The sequence below is a fragment of the Burkholderia ubonensis genome (assembly GCF_902833085.1).
GTDB lineage: Bacteria > Pseudomonadota > Gammaproteobacteria > Burkholderiales > Burkholderiaceae > Burkholderia > Burkholderia ubonensis.
In genome coordinates this window covers 40,582-59,609 of the sequence record NZ_CADFEB010000007.1, presented here as the reverse complement: position 1 = coordinate 59,609, position 19,028 = coordinate 40,582, and the positions used below count along the sequence as shown (strand labels likewise).

Genomic DNA, 19,028 nt, shown 5'->3' with positions numbered 1-19,028 from the left:
CGGCGCAATATTCAGTTTCTTGTAGGGCGCTCAGTGCGCGGCGCTTGCATCGGACGTCGCGGGAATCGGCGTGATCGTGATGTGCAGCCCGCATTCCTTCGTGTCGCGCGACTCCCACCACCAGCGGCCGGCCCGGCTGTCCTCGCCGGGGCGGATCGCCCGCGTGCAGGGCTCGCAGCCGATGCTCGGGTAGCCGCGCGCATGCAGCGGATTGACCGGCACGTCGAACGCCTTCAGGTACGCCCACACTTCGCTTTCCGTCCAGTCGGCGAGCGGGTTGTACTTCGCGATCCCGCGTGCTTCGTCCTGCTCTTGCTCGTGCAGCTCCGCGCGCGTGACCGACTGCTCGCGGCGCTGGCCGGTGACCCACGCATCGACGTCGGAGAGCGCACGGTTCAGCGGCTCGACCTTGCGGATGTGGCAGCACGACTTGCGCAGCTCGACGCTCTCGTAGAACGCATTCAGGCCGTGGTCGGCGACGTACTGGTCGACCGCGTCCTGCTGCGGGTGGAACTGATCGATCTCGTAGCCGTAGCGTTCGCGCACGCGGTCGATCATGCCGAGCGTCTCCGCGTGCAGGCGGCCCGTGTTCAGCGAGAAGATGCCGATCGCCACGCCTTTCGACAGGATCGCGTGCGTGACGAGCATGTCTTCCGCCGCAAGGCTGCTCGCGAATTTCACGTTCGGGTGGCGCGCGGCGATCTGCGCGAGCAGCGCGTCGAGCCGTTCGACCTTTGCGGCGAGTTCCGGGGTCAGCGCGGTGGTGTTGGCGTCGCTCATGCGGTCACCTTCGCTGTGGGCGTCGCTATGTCGGGCGTCGCGGCGCGGCGGCGAAACAGCGGCGCGGGCTCGTCGAACGCGCCCTGATAGCGTTGCGAGAATTCGCCGAACGCGTTCAGCGCGTCGTGGATGTCCTTGTCCGCGCGCACCGCGAACGCGTCGAAGCCGCAGCGCGACATGTACAGCAGCTGGTCGCGCAGCACGTCGCCGATCGCGCGCAGCTCGCCCGTCCAGCCGTGGCGCTCGCGCAGCAGGCGCGCGATGCTGTAGCCGCGGCCGTCCGCGAAGCGCGGGAACTCGACGCCGATCAGCGAGATCGCGTCGAAGTCGGCGGCGAGATCGGCCGGCTCGCTGTCCGGCGCGAGCCACACGCCGAGCTCGTCCTTCGTCTTCGCGGCGACGAGCGCCGCGCGCTCGGCCTGCCACAGCGCGAGCGGCACCAGCACCTTGCCGGCCGGCAACGCGTCGACCGCGGGCAGCGCGCCGTCTTCCGCCGCGCGCACGACCTGCCATGCATCGTCGATCACTGCGCGGTTCTTGATAATCGAAGCCATCTGCAAATTCCTTCTACCCGGTTGGTTACGCGTTCACCGCCTGGCGCGCCGCGTAGACGCGCTCCTTGAACGGCGCGATGCCGATGCGATCATACGTGTCGATGAAGCGCTCGCCGTCGGCGCGCGACTCGACGAACGTGTCGATCAGCTTCGCGATCACGTCCGGCACTTCCTCCGCCGAGAACGACGGGCCGATCACGCGGCCGAGGCGCGCGCCGTTGCGGCCCGTGCCCTGCTCGCCGCCGAGCGACACCTGGTACCACTCGGCGCCGTCCTTGTCGACGCCGAGGATGCCGATGTTGCCGACGTGGTGATGGCCGCACGAGTTCATGCAACCGGAAATGTTCAGCGACAGGTCGCCGAGGTCGTACACGTAGTCGAGATCGTCGAAGCGCTGCTGGATCGCCAGCGCGATCGGGATCGACTTCGCGTTCGCGAGCGAGCAGAAGTCGCCGCCCGGGCACGCGATGATATCGGTCAGCAGGCCGACGTTCGGCGTCGCGAAACCGGCCGCCTTCGCCTTTTCCCACACGGCGAACAGGTCGCGCTTCTTCACGTTCGCGAGGATCAGGTTCTGCTCGTGCGACACGCGCAGCTCGCCGAACGAGTAGGCGTCCGCCCAGTCGGCAACCTGCTCCATCTGCGCGTCGGTCGCGTCGCCCGGGGCGATGCGATGATTCTTCAGCGACAGCGTGACGGCCGCATAGCCGGGCACCTTGTGCGGCGCGACGTTGCGCTCGACCCAGCGCGCGAACGCCTTGTTCTCGAGCAGGTGCTGCTCGAACGACGCGTCGGTGTCGGCGAGCTTTTCATAGACGGGCGGCAGGAAATACTGCGACACGCGGTCGAGCTCCGCCTGCGTGAGCGTCGACGGGCCGTCCTTCAGGTGCTGCCACTCTTCTTCGACCTGCTGCGCGAACTTCGCCGGCGACAGCGCCTTCACGAGGATCTTGATCCGGGCCTTGTACAGGTTGTCGCGGCGGCCGTAGCGGTTGTACACGCGCAGCACGGCTTCGCAGTAGGTCAGCAGGTGCTGCCACGGCAGGTCTTCCTTGATCACCGCGCCGACGATCGGCGTGCGGCCGAGGCCGCCGCCCGCGAGGATGCTCGCGACCACCTCGCCCTGCGCGTTCTTCTTCAGGTACACGCCGAGGTCGTGGATCTGCACGGCCGCGCGGTCGTCCTTCGAGCCCGACACCGCGATCTTGAACTTGCGCGGCAGCCATGCGAATTCGGGATGGAACGTCGACCACTGGCGGAGGATTTCCGACCACGGGCGCGGATCGATCTCCTCGTCTTGAGCCACACCGGCGAACTGATCGGCCGTGATGTTGCGGATGCAGTTGCCCGATGTCTGGATCGCATGCATCTGCACCGACGCGAGCTTCGCGAGGATCTCGGGCGTGTCTTCCAGCTGGACCCAGTTGAACTGGATGTTCGAGCGGGTCGAGAAGTGGCCGTAGCCGCGGTCGTGCTCGCGCGCGATGCGGGCCAGCATCCGCAGCTGGTCGCTGCGCAGGTTGCCGTACGGAATCGCGATGCGGTGCATGTATGCGTGACGCTGCATGTACAGGCCGTTCTGCAGGCGCAGCGGACGGAACTCGTCTTCGCTCAACTCGCCCGACAAGCGGCGGCGCACCTGATCGCGGTACTGCGCGACACGCTCGTCGACGATCGTCTGGTCGTACTGGTCGTACTGATACATTCGGGGACCCCAGGGTTTTCGTGTTGACCGCGCGACGTCCTAGCCACGTCGCGCCCGAATCTCCGTTTCGCCGCCGCGCCCGGCCATCCGCGGGCCGGTGGATTGCTAATGACGAAAACAGATATCCATATTTGAAAAACTCGGGTGAATCGTAATAAACTCCCCTTATATTTCAAACGACTAAAAAATTCTGTTGATATGCGGAAGGGTTATAAATGAACCTGCACCAATTTCGCTTCGTGCGCGAGGCCGTCCGGCAGAATTTCAACCTCACCGAGGCCGCCAAGGCGCTGTACACGTCGCAGCCGGGCGTGTCGAAGGCGATCATCGAGCTCGAGGACGAGCTCGGCGTGGAGATCTTCACGCGGCACGGCAAGCGCGTGCGTTCGCTCACCGAACCGGGGCGGATCATTCTCGCGTCGGTCGAGCGGATCCTCCAGGAGGTCGAAAGCCTGAAAAGGGTCGGAAAGGATTACGCCGCGCAGGATCAGGGCAACCTGACGATCGCGGCCACCCACACGCAGGCCCGCTACTCGCTGCCGGCCGCGATCGCCGAATTCAAGAAGCGCTTCCCGAAGGTGCACCTGTCGATCCTGCAGGGCAGCCCGACGCAGGTCGCCGAGATGGTGATCCACGACCAGGCCGATCTCGCGATCGCGACCGAGGCGATCGCGGATTACAAGGAGCTCGTGTCGCTGCCCTGCTTCCAGTGGCATCACGCGGCCGTGGTGCCCGCCGATCATCCGCTGCTCGAGCGCAAGACGCCGACGCTCGACGATCTCGCGCAGTACCCGCTGATCACCTACGACGACGCGTTCGCCGGCCGCAGGAAGATCAACCATGCGTTCGCGCTGCGCGGGCTGTCGCCGGACATCGTGCTCGAGGCGATCGACGCCGACGTGATCAAGACCTACGTCGAGCTCGGCCTCGGCGTCGGGATCATGGCCGACATCGCGTTCAACCCGGAGCGCGACCGCAACCTGCGGCTGATTCCGGTCGGCCACCTGTTCGGCAGCAACGTCACGCGCGTCGCGCTCAAGCAGGGCGCGTACCTGCGCAGCTATGTGTACACGCTCGTCGAGCTGCTGTCGCCGACGCTGAACCGCAAGCTGATCGAGCAGGCGCTCAAGGGCGAAGCCGAGTCGTACGAGCTTTGACCGGCGGCCGGGCTGCTTGCCCGGCCCCGCATTTTCAGCGATAATGCGCCCTTTCGCCGCGCGCAATTGCATGCGCGGTCCGGAAAAGCCCAGGTGGTGAAATTGGTAGACGCAGGGGACTCAAAATCCCCCGCCGCAAGGCGTGCCGGTTCGATTCCGGCCCTGGGCACCATCAAATCCCTTCAAAGCCTTATCAGCCAAGGCTCCCCAGTCTTCCAGCACGCGTTTCTGTGGTAATTTCAGCGGAAGTTGCCGTCCTGCGGCGCGACTGCGCAAGAAAACCGTCACGATCAACCTCAAGACCCCTGACAGACCTCCGACGTTGACCAGGCGGCCCACACGAGGCCCGACGAGAGAAGACCCAACGATGCCCAGTGATCACGGAGCGCTTCGCCGGCACGAGAAACCGTCCGCGTCGCCGGTACGCCGGTACCTCGTCGTGGCCGGTACCGCATTGATCCTGGCCGGGCTGGGATGGGTGCTCGTCAGCGTCATCCAGCCTGCGTTGCGCCATACGATCGTCATGACGACGGGCGCCGACAACGGCATCTATCGCGGCTTCGCAGATCGCTACGCCGCGATCCTCAAGCGCGACGGCATCACGCTCGATATCCGCAGCTCCTCCGGCTCGATCGAGAATTACGAGCGGTTGACGAAGCCCGACAGCGAGTACGAAGTGGGTTTCATTCAATCGGGCACGACGACGCCGAAGGAGCTGGACCACCTGCAGACCATCGCCGCCGTCTCGTATGAGCCGATCTGGGTGTTCTATCGCGGCAGCACGACGGTCGACCGGCTGTCGCAACTGCGCGGCAAACGGGTAGGCATCGGCGTGCCCGGCAGCGGCCTGCTCAATGTCTCCCTCGTCCTGCTCGGCTATAGCGGCATCACACGGGACAATACGACCCTCGCTCAAGTGGATGCGGCCACCGCCTATCAGCGCCTCGAGCACGGGCAGCTGGATGCCGCTTTTTTCATCGGCCGGCCCGACGCGCCGATGCAGCAAACCTTGCTCAACAGCGACCTGAAGCTGATGAGTTTCGCGCAGGCAGACGCGCTCGCGCAGAAGTTTCCATCCCTGTCCAAGATCGTCTATCCGCGCGCGTCGACCAGCGTCGCCGACGATCGGCCGCAGGCAGACGTCACGCTGTTGGCCGCCACGGCGCTGCTCGTGGCGAAAGACACACTGCATCCCGCCTTCGTCTATCTGCTGCTCGATGTCGCCAAAATGGTCCACGGCCACGAGGACTACTTCACCCCGATCGGCACGTTCCCCAACCTGAACACCGAGGAATTTCCGATTGCGGACGAAAGCACGCGCTACTTCAAATCCGGCCGTCCCCTTCTGCAGCGCTACCTGCCATTCTGGCTGGCCAGCTTCATCGAACGGCGCCTGCTCGTCCTGGTTCCTTTTGCGGCATTGCTCCTGGGCCTGTTGCAGGTATTGCCGCGCATGGTGGAGGCGCATCTGAAAAAGCGGCTGCTGATCTGCTACGGGGAGCTCAAGCTGCTGGATGACGAAATCTGGGCCAACCGGCAGCCGACCCGTGACCAGATCGCGCGCTGGAACCGGGAAATCGATGACATCGATGCGCACGCCAGTCAGATGCGCATGCCGAAGCGCTACTTTCGGGACCTGTACGCGCTCAAGCAGGCGATCGGCGTCGTAAGGGAGCGCATTTCCACCGAAATCAGACGCCCCGCCTCCGCCGCAACTGAAAGACGATGACGTCCCAAGCGCTTACGCGCTCGCAGCGCAACGCACCGGCCTGCCCGATTGTCCAAGCAACAGGCACAACGCAGCACGGAGGCGGCCTATGTCCCTGCGAGCAACGTCGAAACGGATCTGCGCGGGTCTGCTGGCGTCCGCGCTCTGGTTCGCGCTGTACGGCTGCGACATCCTGAGCCAGCCGCCCGTGCCGGACTGGCCGGGCCCGCACGCCCCCTATCCGTTCCCGGACAACGTCCCGCATCGCACCGAATGAGCGCGCGGCGCACGCGCCTGCCGTATCACGCCGGTCACCCGCCGCGCGCCAGCTCCCCCAGCGCGTCGCCCATCAGCTCCGCGAACCACTCGATGAACGCATTGAGCCGGCGCGACCGGTGCCGGCGATGCGGATACACGGCCGACACGTCCATCGGCGCGGCGCGATGCCCCGGCATCACCTCGACGAGCGCGCCGCCGGCGAGCAGATCCGCGACGTCGAAGCGCGGAATCTGGATCAGCCCCATCCCCGCGATGCAACTCGCGATGTAGGTCTCCGCGTTGTTGACGATCACGCGGCTCGGCAACGCGAACTGGCGCACCGCGCCGTGCTCGCACACTTCCCACGGCAGTTCGCGGCCCGTCGTCGGCGATGCGTAGCCGACCGCGTGGTGCCCGCGCGCGAGCGCATCGGGATGCTCGGGCACGCCGCATTCGCGCAGGTAGGCGGGGCTCGCGCAGTTGATCAGCACGAATTGCCCGAGCGGCCGCACGACGAGACTGCTGTCCGCGAGCCGGCCGACCCGGATCGCGCAATCGACGCCCTCCTGCACGAGGTCGATCGAGCGGTCGGTGGAGCCGAGCGACAGCTGCAGCTTCGGATGACGCCGGAACAGCGACGGCAGCGCGGGCGCGATCACGCGGCGCGCGATCCGGCTCGGCACGTCGACGTTGAGCCGCCCGACCACGTCCCGGTCGCGACCGTGAAACAGGCGGTCGAGCTCGTCGGCCTCGGCGAGCAGGCGCCGGCCGCGCTCGAGCAGCAGCGCGCCGTCGGCGGTCAGCTGCACCTGCCGCGTCGTGCGATGCAGGAGGCGCGTGCCGAAGCCCGCCTCGAGCTGCTGGACGGCCGCCGACACGGTCGCGCGCGGCACGTCGAGCGCGTGCGCCGCCTTGATGAAGCTGCCCATCTCGGCAACCTGAAGGAAGATCCTGACCTGGTCCAGCTTGTCCATCGGCAAGTAGCGTGGGTTCGGGCGCCCGCCGTCGTCCGGCGCGCCGGATGCGAAAAAGGCGCGCGGCCGTGATGCCCGCGCGCCCGTCCATTGTCCACGCAAACCGGCCATTGCGGTGCACGGACCCGCCCGGTCGATTACCGGGTCGATTACTTGGTCGTATAGCCGCCGTTGATCAGGATCGTCTGGCCGGTGATCCACCAGCCGTCGGTCACCAGGTGGCGAATGAACGGCACGACGTCCTCGATGTCGGTCAGGCCGGTCTTGCTGAACGGCGACAGCGCGGCTGCCGTCTTGTGGTACGCGACCGCGTCGGCGCCTTCGGCCGGATAGAAGAACGGCGTGTCCATCGGGCCCGGCCCGACGGCCGTCACCGAGATCCCGCGCGCGCCGTACTCCTTCGCCGCCGCGCGCGTGAAGTGCTCGACCGGCGCCTTCGCGCCCTCGTAAGCGGCGTAGAACGGCGTGAACGCGCCGAGCAGCGACGTCACGAGCGTGACGAGCTTGCCGTGATCCTCGAGATGCCGCCCCGCTTCCTTGATGAAGAAGAACGCGGACTTGCTGTTGACCGCGAACATTTCGTCATACTCGGCTTCGGTGATCTCGGTGATCGGCTTCTTCAGCACCTTGCCGACGGTGTTGATCGCGATGTCGATCCTGCCGAAGCGCTGCTTCACCGCATCGAACAGCTGCTCGACCGCGCCGGCCGTCGTCAGGTCGGCCTGGAACGTCGCGGCGTCGGCGCCCGCCGTCCGCACCGCGGCGGCCGTTTCCTCGGCCTGCGGCTGCGTCGCCGCGCTGTTGTAATGGATCGCCACCGCCTTCGCGCCATGGCCCGCCAGGTCCCGCGCGATCAATCCTCCGAGGTTCTTGGCGCCGCCTGCGATCAGGACGACCTTGCCTGCGAGCGTATGAGTGGCCACGGTTGACTCCTTTCTCGTTGAACGAAGCTCCGAGTGTAGGCCGGTCAACACGGCCGGTCAGCCGGCTTGGGCTGGATGGATTATCCAGAAATTCGAGCCAATCCGGCGCCGCATGCGCCTCATGCGCACGCTCGGCGCGCGTGCCGCTCGGCGTCGATCCTGCCGAGCAGCCACTGCATCCCGGCCAGGTGCTGCTGATCGTGGCTGCACAGGAAATGGACGAGCCCGCGCACCGTCAGCGCACCGTAGCCGTCGAATTCGCCGGTGCGCGCCAGCTCGGCCGGCGTGAGGCGCGACACGATGTCGACCGTCCGGCGCCGGGCCTCGCGAAACGCGGCAAGCACGTCGGACGCGCCGGCATCGTCGTAGCGCCGCTCGAGCGCGAGCGCATCGCTGTCGAGCGACACGAGCCGCGGCCGATCCTCCTCGAGCATCCGGCGCAAGCGCACGTGATACCCGTCGATCTCGATGTCCCGCACATGGCAAAGCTGCCCGAGCGGCGAAAACCGTTCGCTCGGAATGCCCTCCCAGTCGCCGGGCGTCCAGCGCGCATACCCGTCGGGCACCGCCGCGTAGTGGGCTTCGAGCAGCCGGGGAAAATCGGCGAGTGCGTCAAGCGTCGTCGGGTTCATGCGAGCGTCTCCGTGTCGAATGCGGGGCAGCGGACGCCACCCCGCCACTGCGGTCATTTCACGCTGAAGCGGTACGTGCCTTGCGTGCGGTGTCCGTCCGTCGCGACAGCCACCCATTTGACGGTATAGCCGCCCGCCCCGAGCGCGGACAACGGCACCGTCATCCGCTTGCGGTTCGCGGCCTCGATGCTCGCCTTGCCGTCCGACACCGTCTTGCCGGCGCCGTCGACGACGATGATCGAGCTGAAGGCCGGCTCGAGCGTCTCGGTGAAATCGAGCGTGACGGCGGTCGGTGCGACGGCCAGCGCGGCGTTGGCCGCCGGATCGGTTTTCGCCGGCCGCGCATGCGCGAATGCGGCCGTCGACACGGTCGCCGCGAGCGCGACGGCGGCCGCCTTGCGGCCGAGGGAGAGCAGATCGAAGGTCATGTTCTTGTTCGTGGTGATGGATCGGATGCCGCGCGCGCGAGCCGCCCGCGGCGCTCCGGCAGCTTACCAGCGCGCGCGCCGTCGTGCCGGCAAGCGGGCGCCGCTTGATAGAATGCGCGCGCTATGGATCTCGAAAGCATTCTCTTCACCCAGGGCTTCGGCTCGCGCCGCCAGTGCCGCGGCCTCGTCGAGGCGGCGCGCGTCGCGGTCGCCGGCGCACCCTGCACCGACCCCGACGCCGAATTCGACACCGACGGCCTGGTCGTTTCGGTCGACGGCGTCGCATGGCCGTTCCATGCCCGCGCGTATCTCGCGCTGAACAAGCCGGCGGGCTACGAGTGCTCGCGCGATCCGCAGCATCACGCGAGCGTGTTCAGCCTGTTGCCGCCGCCGCTCGTCGCGCGCGGCGTGCAGTGCGTCGGCCGCCTCGACCAGGACACGACCGGCCTGCTGCTGCTGTCCGACGACGGCCAGTTCGTTCACGCGTACACGTCGCCGAAGCGCAAGGTGCCGAAGACCTACGTCGCGACCGTGCGTCACCCGCTCGACGACGCGCAGCTGCACGCGCTGCGCACGGGCGTCCAGCTGCACGGCGAGCCGAAGCCGATCGCCGCGGTCGCGGCCGACGCGCGCGACGCGCACGTGCTCGCGCTGACCGTGCTCGAAGGCAAATATCATCAGGTGAAACGGATGGTCGCGGCGGCGAGCAATCGCGTGGTGGCGCTGCACCGCGAAAGCATCGGCGGATTCGCGCTGCCGGCCGACCTCGAGCCGGGCGCCTGGCGCTGGTTGAGCGAGGCCGATCTGGCGGCGCTGCGCAATACCGTCAAAACCCTGTAAGGGAAAATCCGCACGACCGTTCGGCGATCGGCCGCGCAGCGGCCGCCCGATCCCCCGCTATACTCGAATTACAAGCTGTTACGAACAGCGATGCTGGGGAGACATCATGCACATCACCGATTCGATCTACCTGTCCTACGTGATGATCGCGTTCGCCGTGGTCGGCTCGCTTGCGATCGGCGGGCTGCTGGCCTTCATGCGCGCGACGCACAAATACCATCCGAACCTGATCGGTGCGCTGATCGGCGCGTTGCTCTGCTTCCTGCTGATCGAGGCGTTACCCGCGCTGACCTGACGCGCCGCCGGGCGCGAGCGTTTGAAGGAAATCGTCTACGGTCGGATAGCGCAACGTCACGCACAATTCGCGCTTGAGCCGTGCGTTGGACAGCCGCCGCGACTCGCGCATGAACGACAGGAGCGTCGGCTCGAGCAGGCGCTCGGCGTCGGCGCGGCTCACGCGCGGCGGCGGCGGCAGGCCGAACACCTGCGCAACCCGGTCGAAATACTCTCCCATCCGCAGTTCGCTGTCGTCCGACGCGTGCACGGCGCGCGACGGCTTGCCGCGCGCGGCCGCGCACAGCAGGATCGTCGCGAGGTCGTCGGCATGGATGTGGTTCGTGTAGACGTCGTCGGCCGGCGCAAGCGCCGGCGTGCCGCGCTCGAGGCGCGCGAGCGGCAGCCGGTTCGCCGCGTAGATGCCGGGGATCCGGACGATGCGCGCCGACAGCCCGCCGCGCACGGTCGCGGCGCGCAGTTGCCGCTCCGCCGACACCCGGCGCAACGCGCGCGGATTGGCGGGATTGAGCGGCTGCGTTTCGTCGATGCGCGCGCCGCCGCAGTCGCCATACACGCCGGTCGTGCTCGCGTAGACGAGCGTGGGCGCGCGAAGACCGTCGGGTACAATACGCGCTGCCCGCGAGGGCGTGCCGGCCTGCCGCAGCGCCGCGCGTGCGGCCCGCAGCCTGCCGGTTGCCGGCGCGGGCTGCGCGAGCCGCCGCCCGGGCACGGTCAATGCGGCAACGAGCGCACGCGTGCGCCGGTCGTCGCGGCCATCGGGCTGCGGCGGCGCGAGATGCAGGATCGTGCGCGGAGCAAGCCCCGCGAGGCGGGCCAGCGTCGACGGTCGGTCGAGGTCGCCGACGATCGGCGTCGCGCCCGCGGCGCGCAGTTCGTCACGCCGGGCCGGATGGCTCGTCAGCGCGACGATCCGCAGCTCGCCGCGCCGCGCGCGCCATTGCGCGATGCAGCGCAGGCCGACGTCGCCGCAGCCGACGATCAGCACGCGCGGACGGCGCAGGATTCGTGTCGCGATCATGATGTTTGCGAAATCAGTAGCCACCGTTGCGCGGCGCGCAACGGGTTGCATTGTAGCTGCCGTGCGCAACATGCACGGTCCCCACATTTTGTTCTAGTTGGTTCTATGGCATTCAACGTCACTCTCAAGCAAAGCGGCCGGCAATTCCAGGTCGAGTCGGACGAAACCGTGCTGGCGGCCGCGCTGCGCCAGAACGTCCATCTGCCGTACGGCTGCAAGAACGGCGCGTGCGGCTCCTGCAAGGGGCAGATCGTGTCGGGCCAGATCGAGCAGGGCCCGCACGCCGCGTCGGCGCTGTCCAACGACGAGCGCACCCGCGGCCTCGCGCTGCTGTGCTGCTCGAAGGCGCAATGCGATCTCGAGATCGACGTGCGCGAGATCGCCGGCGTCGACGGGGTGCAGGTCAAGAAGCTGCCGTGCCGCATCGCCGCGCTCGAGCGCAAGGCCGACGACGTGATGGTGCTGAAGCTGCAGCTGCCGGCCAACGAGCGGCTGCAGTACCTCGCGGGCCAGTACATCGAATTCATCCTGAAGGACGGCTCGCGCCGCAGCTACTCGATGGCGAACGCGCCGCACGAGGAAGGTCCGGTCGAGCTGCACATCCGCCACATGCCGGGCGGCAAGTTCACCGACCACGTGTTCGGCGCGATGAAGGAGCGCGACATCCTGCGCTTCGAGGGCCCGCTCGGCACGTTCTTCCTGCGCGAGGATTCGGACAAGCCGATCGTGCTGCTCGCGTCGGGCACCGGCTTCGCGCCGATCAAGGCGATCATCGAGCACGTGAAGCACCGTGGCATCACGCGTCCGATGACGCTCTACTGGGGCGCGCGCCGCAAGAAGGACATCTACCTCGCCGAGCTCGCCGAGCAATGGGCGAGCGAGATTCCGAACTTCCGGTTCGTGCCGGTGCTGTCCGAGCCGGACGACGCCGACCAGTGGACCGGCCGCACCGGCTTCGTCCATCGCGCGGTGATCGAGGACCTGCCCGACCTGTCGGCGCACCAGGTCTACGCGTGCGGCGCGCCGGTGATGGTCGAGTCCGCGCAGCGCGACTTCACGCAGCATCACGGGTTGCCCGCGGACGAGTTCTACGCGGACTCGTTCACGAGCGCCGCCGATCTCGCGCATCCGGTCTGAGCCCGGGCCGGCTCCCGCGCCCCAACGCCGCAGCGACACATTTGTTGCATCGCGGCGGTTTACAGTGGGATGCGGGATGCCGTATGCTTGCGCACATGAACCGCTTCCTGTCCACTCTCCGACGTCGCCGCTCGCCGCTCCGCCCGGATGCCGCCGGCTCGTCACGGACTCGCGCGTAACCCCTGCCCCGCTTCACCGGTTACGCACAAGCTGTTCGAACCACCCAGCCACGGCATCACCCGTGGCTTTTTTATTGTCCTTTTCCCTTTGACCTCCAGCAGGAGTCTGCCGTCATGCCCCTGAACGATTATCCGATCGACTCGCTGATGTACATCACGACCCGCCCCGACATCGTGTTCACGCACGGCAAGGGTTCATGGCTCTACGATCACACCGGCAAGCGCTATCTGGATTTCATCCAGGGCTGGGCGGTCAACAGCCTCGGCCACTGCAACGACGGCGTCGTCGAGGCGCTCAAGTCGCAGGCGGAAAAGCTGCTGAACCCGTCGCCGGCGTTCTACAACGAGCCGATGGCGAAGCTCGCGGGCCTGCTCACGCAGCACAGCGCGTTCGACAAGGTGTTCTTCACGAACAGCGGCGCCGAAGCGAACGAAGGCGCGATCAAGCTCGCGCGCAAGTGGGGCCGCAAGTTCAAGGACGGCGCATACGAGATCATCACGTTCGACCACAGCTTCCACGGCCGCACGCTCGCGACGATGTCGGCGAGCGGCAAGCCGGGCTGGGACACGCTGTACGCGCCGCAGGTGCCGGGCTTCCCGAAGGCCGAGCTGAACAACATCGAGTCGGTCGAGAAGCTGATCAACGGGAAGACCGTCGCGGTGATGCTCGAGCCGATCCAGGGCGAAGGCGGCGTAATCCCCGCGACCCGCGAATTCATGCGCGCGCTGCGCGCGCTGACGAAGCAGCACAACCTGCTCCTGATCGTCGACGAAGTGCAGAGCGGCTGCGGCCGCGCGGGCACGCTGTTCGCGTACGAGCTCGCCGACATCGAGCCGGACATCATGACGCTCGGCAAGGGCATCGGCAGCGGCGTGCCGCTCGCGGCACTGCTGTCGAAGGCCGACGTCGCGGTGTTCGAGGCCGGCGACCAGGGCGGCACCTACAACGGCAACCCGCTGATGACGGCGGCCGGCTACTCGGTGATCTCGCAGCTCGTCGCGCCCGGCTTCCTCGAAGGCGTGCGCGCGCGCGGCGAATACCTGAAGCGCAAGCTGCTCGAGCTGTCGGAGGAGCGCGGCTTCGAGGGCGAGCGCGGCGAGGGCCTGCTGCGCGCGCTGCTGCTCGGCAAGGACATCGGTCCGCAGATCGTCGAGAAGGCGCGCGATATGCAGCCGGACGGCCTGCTGCTCAACGCGGCGCGCCCGAACCTGCTGCGCTTCATGCCGGCGCTGAACGTGACGACCGAGGAAATCGACCAGATGATGGCGATGCTGCGCTCGATTCTCGACACGCTCTGAGGAGTCCGCGCGATGGATGCCGCCGCCGATGACGTTGCGATCCGTCCGTTCGATCGCGCCGATACCGACGCCGTGCTCGCGGTCTGGCGCGATGCGTTCCCTCAGTACAGCGAGACGGACGCGCCGCCGCACCGCGATCCGCTGCGGTCGATCGAGCTGAAGCTCGCGACGCAGCCGGAGCTGTTCTTCGTCGCGGTCAGCGGCGCGCGCGTCGTGGGCACGCTGATGGCGGGCTTCGACGGGCATCGCGGCTGGCTGTACTCGTTCGGCGTCGCGCACGACGCGCGCCGGCTCGGCGTCGGCCGCGCGCTGGTCGCCCATGCAGAGGCCGCGCTCGCCGCGCGCGGCTGCCTGAAGGTCAACCTGCAGGTGCTGCCCGGCAACGACGACGCGTGCCGTTTCTATGCGGCGCTCGGCTACCGCGTCGAGGAACGCATCTCGTTCGGCAAGGCGCTGCCGGCGGCGTGACGCGCACGCCGGCGGCACCGTCGGCCGGCGTCAGTGCGTGATCGGCTCCGCGCCCGGCAGCGGATTGCCGAGCGCGTCGGTCGGCACCGTCTGCTGTTCGAACGCGGCGAAATACGCGGCCCACTGCGTGCCGCTCACGCGCACGATCAGCGCGCCGTCCTGCCAGATGTCGTTGTGGTCGTTGTGGTCGTCGCCCGCGCGATGCAGGAAGTGCGGGCCCGACGAGCCCTGGTTCATGTGCGTGTCGTGGATGCCGTTGCCTTCGACGTACGTGCGGCCGAACACGACCACGTCCAGCCCCTGCGACTGCGCGGCCTCGACGAGGCGCAGCAGCGACGGAATCGGCTCCGGGTGCTCGCTGCCGTCCATCACGTCGCTCGCGCGCCACGCGCCGGTCTCGTTCAGGATGTCGCTGCGCAGGTAGTCGAGCGCGGGCAGCGCGGCCTGCCCCGTCAGATCGGCATAGCCCTGCGTTGCGTCGGCGAGCGTCTGCGTGATCGGGTGATGGAAGTCGTAGACGAGCTTGTAGTTCAACAGGTCGTCCGCGTCGTTGGTGCCGACGTTGATCGCGACGTCCCAGTCGCCATCCGGCAGCGCGAGCGTCAGGTGGATGTGGTACTGGATCTCGCTGCCGTGCGGCAACGCCTTCAGCCCCGCCACTGCCTTGACCTTCGCCTTCACGAAACCGTAATCCAGGCTCATGCGTGTTCTCCGTGTGCCGATGGACTTCCCATGCTACGCCGCGTGCATGTCGATTTGCGGACGGCCGGTTGCGGACGGCCGGTCGCGGACGGCCAGTCGCGGACGGCGCTCACCATGAAAAAAGGCCGTCACGGCGAACCGTGACAGCCTTTCGAAAGCCCTTGCGCGCCGCCTGCGGCGACGCGCGGAGCCCGTTCATTCGCCCAGATACGCTGCCCGCACCTTCGGGTCGTCGAGCATCTGCTTCGCGTCGCCTTCCATCGTGACCGTGCCCGAATCCATCACGTAGCCGCGGTCGGCCGCCTGCAGCGCGAGGCGCGCGTTCTGCTCGACGAGCAGCACCGTGATGCCCTCCTTCGAGATCGTGCGCACCACTTCGAAGATCTTCTCGACCATGATCGGCGACAGGCCCATCGACGGCTCGTCGAGCAGCAGCAGCTTCGGCTTGGAGAGGATCGCGCGCGACATCGCGAGCATCTGCTGCTCGCCGCCCGACAGCGTGCCGGCGAGCTGCGTCGCGCGCTCCTTCAGGCGCGGGAAGAAGCCGAACATCCGGTCGACGTCCTTCTTGATCCCGTCCGCGTCGTTGCGCAGATACGCGCCCATCTGCATGTTCTCGATGATCGACATGCGCGCGAAGATCCCGCGGCCTTCCGGCACCATCGCGAGGCCGCGCTTGAGCAGTTCGTGCGTCGGCACGCCCTTGATCGACTTGCCGTCGTACTCGATGTCGCCCGCCGAGTACGGCTTGAGACCCGTGATCGCCTTCATCGTCGTGGTCTTGCCTGCGCCGTTCGCGCCGATCAGCGTCACGAGCTCGCCCTGGCGGACTTCCATGTCAACGCCCTTGACGGCCTGGATGCCGCCGTAGTTGACCTGCAAGCCCTTGATTTTCAACATTGCCGCTGCCATCAGTGCACCCCTGCGCCGAGATATGCCTCAATCACCTTCGGGTCCTTCTGCACGTCCTGCGGCAGACCCTGGGCGATCACCTTGCCGTAATCGAGCACCGTCATCCGGTTGCACAACCCCATCACGAGCTTCACGTCGTGCTCGATCAGCAGGATCGTGCGGCCGTCCGAACGGATCTTGTCGAGCAGGCGCGTCAGTTCCACTTTCTCCGTCGCGTTCATCCCGGCCGCCGGCTCGTCGAGCGCGAGCAGCTTCGGATCGGTCGCGAGCGCGCGCGCGATTTCCAGGCGGCGCTGGTGGCCGTACGACAGGTTGCGCGACGTGTAGTCCGCGTACTGCAGCACGCCGACGTATTCGAGCAGCTCGATTGCGCGCTCCTTGATCTCGCGCTCTTCCTGGCGTTCCGCCGGCGTCTGGAACACCGCGCCCAGCAGCCCGTGCTTGGTCCGCACGTGGCGGCCCACCATCACGTTCTCGAGCGCCGTCATCCCGCCGAACAGGCGGATGTTCTGGAACGTCCGCGCAATGCCCGTCTTCGCGACCTGGTGCACCGCGGTCGGCTTGTATTCCGCGCCGTCCAGCCGGAACTCGCCGGAGTCCGGCGTGTACAGGCCCGTGATCACGTTGAAGAACGTCGTCTTGCCGGCGCCGTTCGGGCCGATCAGGCCGTAGATCTCGCCTTCCCTGATCTCGAGGCCGACGTCGGACAGCGCCTGCAGGCCGCCGAAGCGCTTGTTCACGCCTTTCACGGACAGTCGGATTTGCTTGTCGCTCATGTGTGTTTCTCCTTCCGCTGTCAGTCCGTTATGCGCGCGCCGACTTGGCGCTGCGCTTCGCCAGTTTCGCGATCTTGTCCTCATGCTTCGGCGCCGGCCACAGGCCTTCCGAGCGATACAGCATGATGACCACCATCGCGAGGCCGTACAGCGCCTGGCGGATCACTTCGGTATCCACGACGTCGTGGCCGAAGATCGCATGCTGCAGCGGGCTCATCGTCGAACGCAGGAATTCCGGGAAGATCGCGAGCAGCACCGCGCCGAGGATCACGCCCGGGATGTGGCCCATGCCGCCGAGCACCACGCAGGCCAGCACGACGATCGACTCCCAGAACGTGAACGATTCCGGCGACACGAAGCCCTGGAACGAGCCGAACATCGCGCCCGACAGGCCGCCGAACGACGCGCCCATCGCGAACGCGAGCAGCTTTACGTTGCGGGTGTTGATGCCCATCGCCTTCGCCGCGATCTCGTCTTCGCGGATCGCCGCCCATGCGCGGCCGATGCGCGAGTGCTGCAGGCGCGTACACGTCCAGATCACCAGCAGTGCGCACAGCACGAACAGGTAGTAGTACATGTAGACCGACGGCAGCTGGATGCCGAACAGCGAGTGCGACTGCGCGAGGCTGAAGTCGCCGGCGTGCACCGGATCGATCCCCGTGATCCCCTTCGGGCCGTTCGTGATGTTCACCGGACGGTCGAGGTTGTTCATGAAGATCCGCACGATTTCACCGAAGCCCAGCGTGACGATCGCGAGGTAGTCGCCGCGCAGCCGCAGCGTCGGCGCGCCGAGCAGGATCCCGAAGATCGCGGCGATCGCCATCGCGATCGGCACGATGATCAGGAACGGCACGTGCAGCCCGCCGGGCGCGAGGTTCGCGATCCACTCGAACTGCGTGGTCAGGTGCGGCGAGCTCAGCAGAGCCGCCGTATACGCACCCACCGCGTAGAACGCGATGTAGCCGAGGTCCAGCAGGCCGGCGAAGCCGACCACCACGTTCAGGCCGAGCGCGAGCATCACGTACAGCATCGCGAAGTCCAGCACGCGGACCCAGTAGTTGCCGCCCGCTGCGCCGATGATGATCGGCGCAGCGATCACGAACGCCGCGGTGAGGATCCCGATGGTGACGGTCTTCGCGGTGTTGCGTTCTTCGACGAGCGTCGTCGAGGTTTCGATCGGTTGAATGGATGTCATGTTGTTGCTCCCCTTCCGTTACGCGCGGTCCGCGACACGTTCGCCCAGCAGGCCGGACGGACGGAACACCAGCACGATGATCAGCACGATGAACGCGAACACGTCCTGGTAGTTGCTGCCGAACACGCCCCCCGTCAGATTGCCGATATAGCCGGCGCCCAGCTGCTCGATGAGACCGAGCACCACCCCGCCGACCATCGCGCCCGCGAGGTTGCCGATGCCGCCCAGCACGGCTGCCGTGAACGCTTTCATGCCCGGGATGAAGCCCATGTAGAAGTGCACGTTGCCGTACTCCGACGCGATCATCACGCCGGCGAGCGCGGCAAGCGCCGAGCCGATCATGAAGGTCGCCGAGATCACGAAGTTCGGGTTCACGCCCATCAGGCTGGCGGTGTTCGGGCTTTCCGCGATCGCACGCATCGCGCGGCCGAGCTTGGTCTTGTGCACCAGCAGCAGCAGGCCGCCCATCACGAGGAACGCGACGGCGATGATCACGATTTCGGTCATCGAGATCACGGCGCCGGGCGTCGTGTCGGTGGCCTTGATCACGTTGATCGGGTCGGTCGGCAGCAGCTGCGGGAACGGCAGCGGGTTGCGCGACCAGATGATCATCGCGGCGGTCTGCAGCAGGATCGACACGCCGATCGCGGTGATCAGCGGCGCGAGACGCGGCGCGCGGCGCAGCGGCCGGTACGCGACCCGCTCGATCGTGTAGCCGACGACGGCGCACACGATCGCGGCGATGCCCAGGCCGATCGTCAGTGTCGCGACGTTGCCGAGCTGCGGGAAATGGTTCTGCAGCACGGTGATCGCGGAGAGCGCGACCATCGCGCCGATCATCAGCACATCGCCGTGCGCGAAGTTGATGATGCCGAGAATGCCGTACACCATCGTATAGCCCAACGCGATGATGGCGTAGACACTGCCGAGCACCAGCCCGTTGAGGACCTGCTGGACGAAAATATCCATTTAAAGCTCCTTGGCCCGTGCTGCCGGATGAGGCTGCGCCCCGCGGGTAAGCGGAGAATCACGTCGTCTCGGCGGCACTGCGGGTACTAGAAAAGACCGGTAAGGGTGGATCGTCCC

Annotated in this window: 21 protein-coding genes and 1 tRNA gene; 9 read left to right on the top strand and 13 right to left on the bottom strand. The window is 67.1% G+C overall.

Going from position 1 to position 19,028, the window contains the following annotated elements; all coding sequences use genetic code 11:
* Nucleotides 1–30: 30 nt before the first annotated feature.
* From HWX31_RS20090 to HWX31_RS20080, 3 genes are read right to left on the bottom strand one after another with little or no spacing between them, the layout of a single operon-like run.
* Entirely contained in the window at nt 31–780 is a 750-nt protein-coding gene (locus HWX31_RS20090; protein WP_174964698.1) for a phosphoadenylyl-sulfate reductase, read from the bottom strand.
* The gene (locus tag HWX31_RS20085) at nt 777–1,334 is read right to left on the bottom strand and encodes a DUF934 domain-containing protein (RefSeq protein ID WP_174964699.1); all 558 of its coding nucleotides are present in this window, start codon (nt 1,332–1,334) and stop codon (nt 777–779) included. The genes HWX31_RS20090 and HWX31_RS20085 overlap by 4 nt, the downstream gene beginning before the upstream one ends.
* A 25-nt stretch (nt 1,335–1,359) precedes the next feature.
* The gene (locus HWX31_RS20080) at nt 1,360–3,039 is read right to left on the bottom strand and encodes a nitrite/sulfite reductase (RefSeq protein ID WP_174964700.1); all 1,680 of its coding nucleotides are present in this window, start codon (nt 3,037–3,039) and stop codon (nt 1,360–1,362) included.
* Between the two features lie 215 nt (nt 3,040–3,254).
* Here HWX31_RS20080 and HWX31_RS20075 point away from each other — a divergent pair, with 215 nt between their 5' ends.
* The 4 genes from HWX31_RS20075 (at nt 3,255) to HWX31_RS20060 (ending at nt 6,181) form a co-directional block, all read left to right on the top strand.
* On the top strand, nt 3,255–4,196 hold the full coding sequence (locus HWX31_RS20075) for a CysB family HTH-type transcriptional regulator (RefSeq protein ID WP_059612809.1): 942 nt from the start codon (nt 3,255–3,257) through the stop codon (nt 4,194–4,196).
* 87 nt (nt 4,197–4,283) lie between these two features.
* Nucleotides 4,284–4,368, top strand: a tRNA-Leu gene (locus HWX31_RS20070).
* A 195-nt stretch (nt 4,369–4,563) separates the two neighbouring features.
* On the top strand, nt 4,564–5,925 hold the full coding sequence (locus HWX31_RS20065) for a TAXI family TRAP transporter solute-binding subunit (RefSeq protein WP_174964701.1): 1,362 nt from the start codon (nt 4,564–4,566) through the stop codon (nt 5,923–5,925).
* 88 nt (nt 5,926–6,013) lie between these two features.
* Nucleotides 6,014–6,181: a hypothetical protein gene (locus HWX31_RS20060; protein WP_174964702.1), complete on the top strand. Its 168-nt coding sequence runs from the start codon at nt 6,014–6,016 to the stop codon at nt 6,179–6,181.
* A gap of 34 nt (nt 6,182–6,215) precedes the next feature.
* Here HWX31_RS20060 and HWX31_RS20055 read toward each other — a convergent pair whose 3' ends face one another.
* From HWX31_RS20055 to copC, 4 genes are all read right to left on the bottom strand, one after another.
* Nucleotides 6,216–7,136, bottom strand: coding sequence for a LysR family transcriptional regulator (locus HWX31_RS20055; RefSeq protein ID WP_174964703.1), 921 nt, complete (start codon nt 7,134–7,136; stop codon nt 6,216–6,218).
* A 149-nt stretch (nt 7,137–7,285) separates the two neighbouring features.
* A complete protein-coding gene (locus HWX31_RS20050) occupies nt 7,286–8,059 on the bottom strand; it encodes an SDR family oxidoreductase (protein ID WP_174964704.1) in 774 nt (257 codons plus the stop codon).
* Between the two features lie 119 nt (nt 8,060–8,178).
* Entirely contained in the window at nt 8,179–8,691 is a 513-nt protein-coding gene (locus tag HWX31_RS20045; RefSeq protein ID WP_174964705.1) for a DinB family protein, read from the bottom strand.
* 53 nt (nt 8,692–8,744) lie between these two features.
* Entirely contained in the window at nt 8,745–9,119 is a 375-nt protein-coding gene (gene copC, locus HWX31_RS20040; RefSeq protein ID WP_059633412.1) for a copper homeostasis periplasmic binding protein CopC, read from the bottom strand.
* A 123-nt stretch (nt 9,120–9,242) separates the two neighbouring features.
* Between copC and HWX31_RS20035 the strand changes: the two genes are divergently transcribed.
* Together HWX31_RS20035 and HWX31_RS20030 are read left to right on the top strand one after the other, a co-directional pair.
* Complete coding sequence (locus HWX31_RS20035; protein WP_174964706.1) at nt 9,243–9,959, top strand: pseudouridine synthase; 717 nt, start codon at nt 9,243–9,245, stop codon at nt 9,957–9,959.
* Between the two features lie 106 nt (nt 9,960–10,065).
* Complete coding sequence (locus tag HWX31_RS20030) at nt 10,066–10,254, top strand: hypothetical protein (protein WP_010090958.1); 189 nt, start codon at nt 10,066–10,068, stop codon at nt 10,252–10,254.
* On the opposite strand, the gene HWX31_RS20025 is transcribed toward HWX31_RS20030, so the two are convergent.
* Nucleotides 10,237–11,274, bottom strand: a complete 1,038-nt coding sequence (locus HWX31_RS20025) for an NAD-dependent epimerase/dehydratase family protein (protein ID WP_174964707.1) — start codon at nt 11,272–11,274, stop codon at nt 10,237–10,239. The two genes, HWX31_RS20030 and HWX31_RS20025, sit on opposite strands and share 18 nt — an antisense overlap.
* 105 nt (nt 11,275–11,379) lie before the next feature.
* Between HWX31_RS20025 and HWX31_RS20020 the strand changes: the two genes are divergently transcribed.
* From HWX31_RS20020 to HWX31_RS20010, 3 genes are all read left to right on the top strand, one after another.
* The gene (locus HWX31_RS20020) at nt 11,380–12,411 is read left to right on the top strand and encodes a CDP-6-deoxy-delta-3,4-glucoseen reductase (protein ID WP_174964708.1); all 1,032 of its coding nucleotides are present in this window, start codon (nt 11,380–11,382) and stop codon (nt 12,409–12,411) included.
* 293 nt (nt 12,412–12,704) lie between these two features.
* Complete coding sequence (locus HWX31_RS20015; RefSeq protein ID WP_059752540.1) at nt 12,705–13,889, top strand: acetylornithine transaminase; 1,185 nt, start codon at nt 12,705–12,707, stop codon at nt 13,887–13,889.
* 12 nt (nt 13,890–13,901) lie between these two features.
* Nucleotides 13,902–14,357: a GNAT family acetyltransferase gene (locus HWX31_RS20010; protein WP_059612828.1), complete on the top strand. Its 456-nt coding sequence runs from the start codon at nt 13,902–13,904 to the stop codon at nt 14,355–14,357.
* Between the two features lie 30 nt (nt 14,358–14,387).
* Here HWX31_RS20010 and HWX31_RS20005 read toward each other — a convergent pair whose 3' ends face one another.
* The 5 genes from HWX31_RS20005 to HWX31_RS19985 form a co-directional block, all read right to left on the bottom strand.
* Nucleotides 14,388–15,059, bottom strand: a complete 672-nt coding sequence (locus HWX31_RS20005) for a DUF2278 family protein (protein ID WP_174964709.1) — start codon at nt 15,057–15,059, stop codon at nt 14,388–14,390.
* 195 nt (nt 15,060–15,254) lie between these two features.
* Nucleotides 15,255–15,971, bottom strand: coding sequence for an ABC transporter ATP-binding protein (locus HWX31_RS20000; RefSeq protein ID WP_059612831.1), 717 nt, complete (start codon nt 15,969–15,971; stop codon nt 15,255–15,257).
* The gene (locus HWX31_RS19995; protein WP_059618705.1) at nt 15,971–16,747 is read right to left on the bottom strand and encodes an ABC transporter ATP-binding protein; all 777 of its coding nucleotides are present in this window, start codon (nt 16,745–16,747) and stop codon (nt 15,971–15,973) included. The genes HWX31_RS20000 and HWX31_RS19995 overlap by 1 nt, the downstream gene beginning before the upstream one ends.
* 28 nt (nt 16,748–16,775) lie before the next feature.
* Entirely contained in the window at nt 16,776–17,942 is a 1,167-nt protein-coding gene (locus HWX31_RS19990) for a branched-chain amino acid ABC transporter permease (RefSeq protein WP_174964710.1), read from the bottom strand.
* Between the two features lie 18 nt (nt 17,943–17,960).
* Nucleotides 17,961–18,911 (bottom strand): branched-chain amino acid ABC transporter permease, encoded by a 951-nt coding sequence (locus tag HWX31_RS19985; RefSeq protein WP_174964711.1) that lies wholly within the window; start codon nt 18,909–18,911, stop codon nt 17,961–17,963.
* Nucleotides 18,912–19,028: the final 117 nt, after the last annotated feature.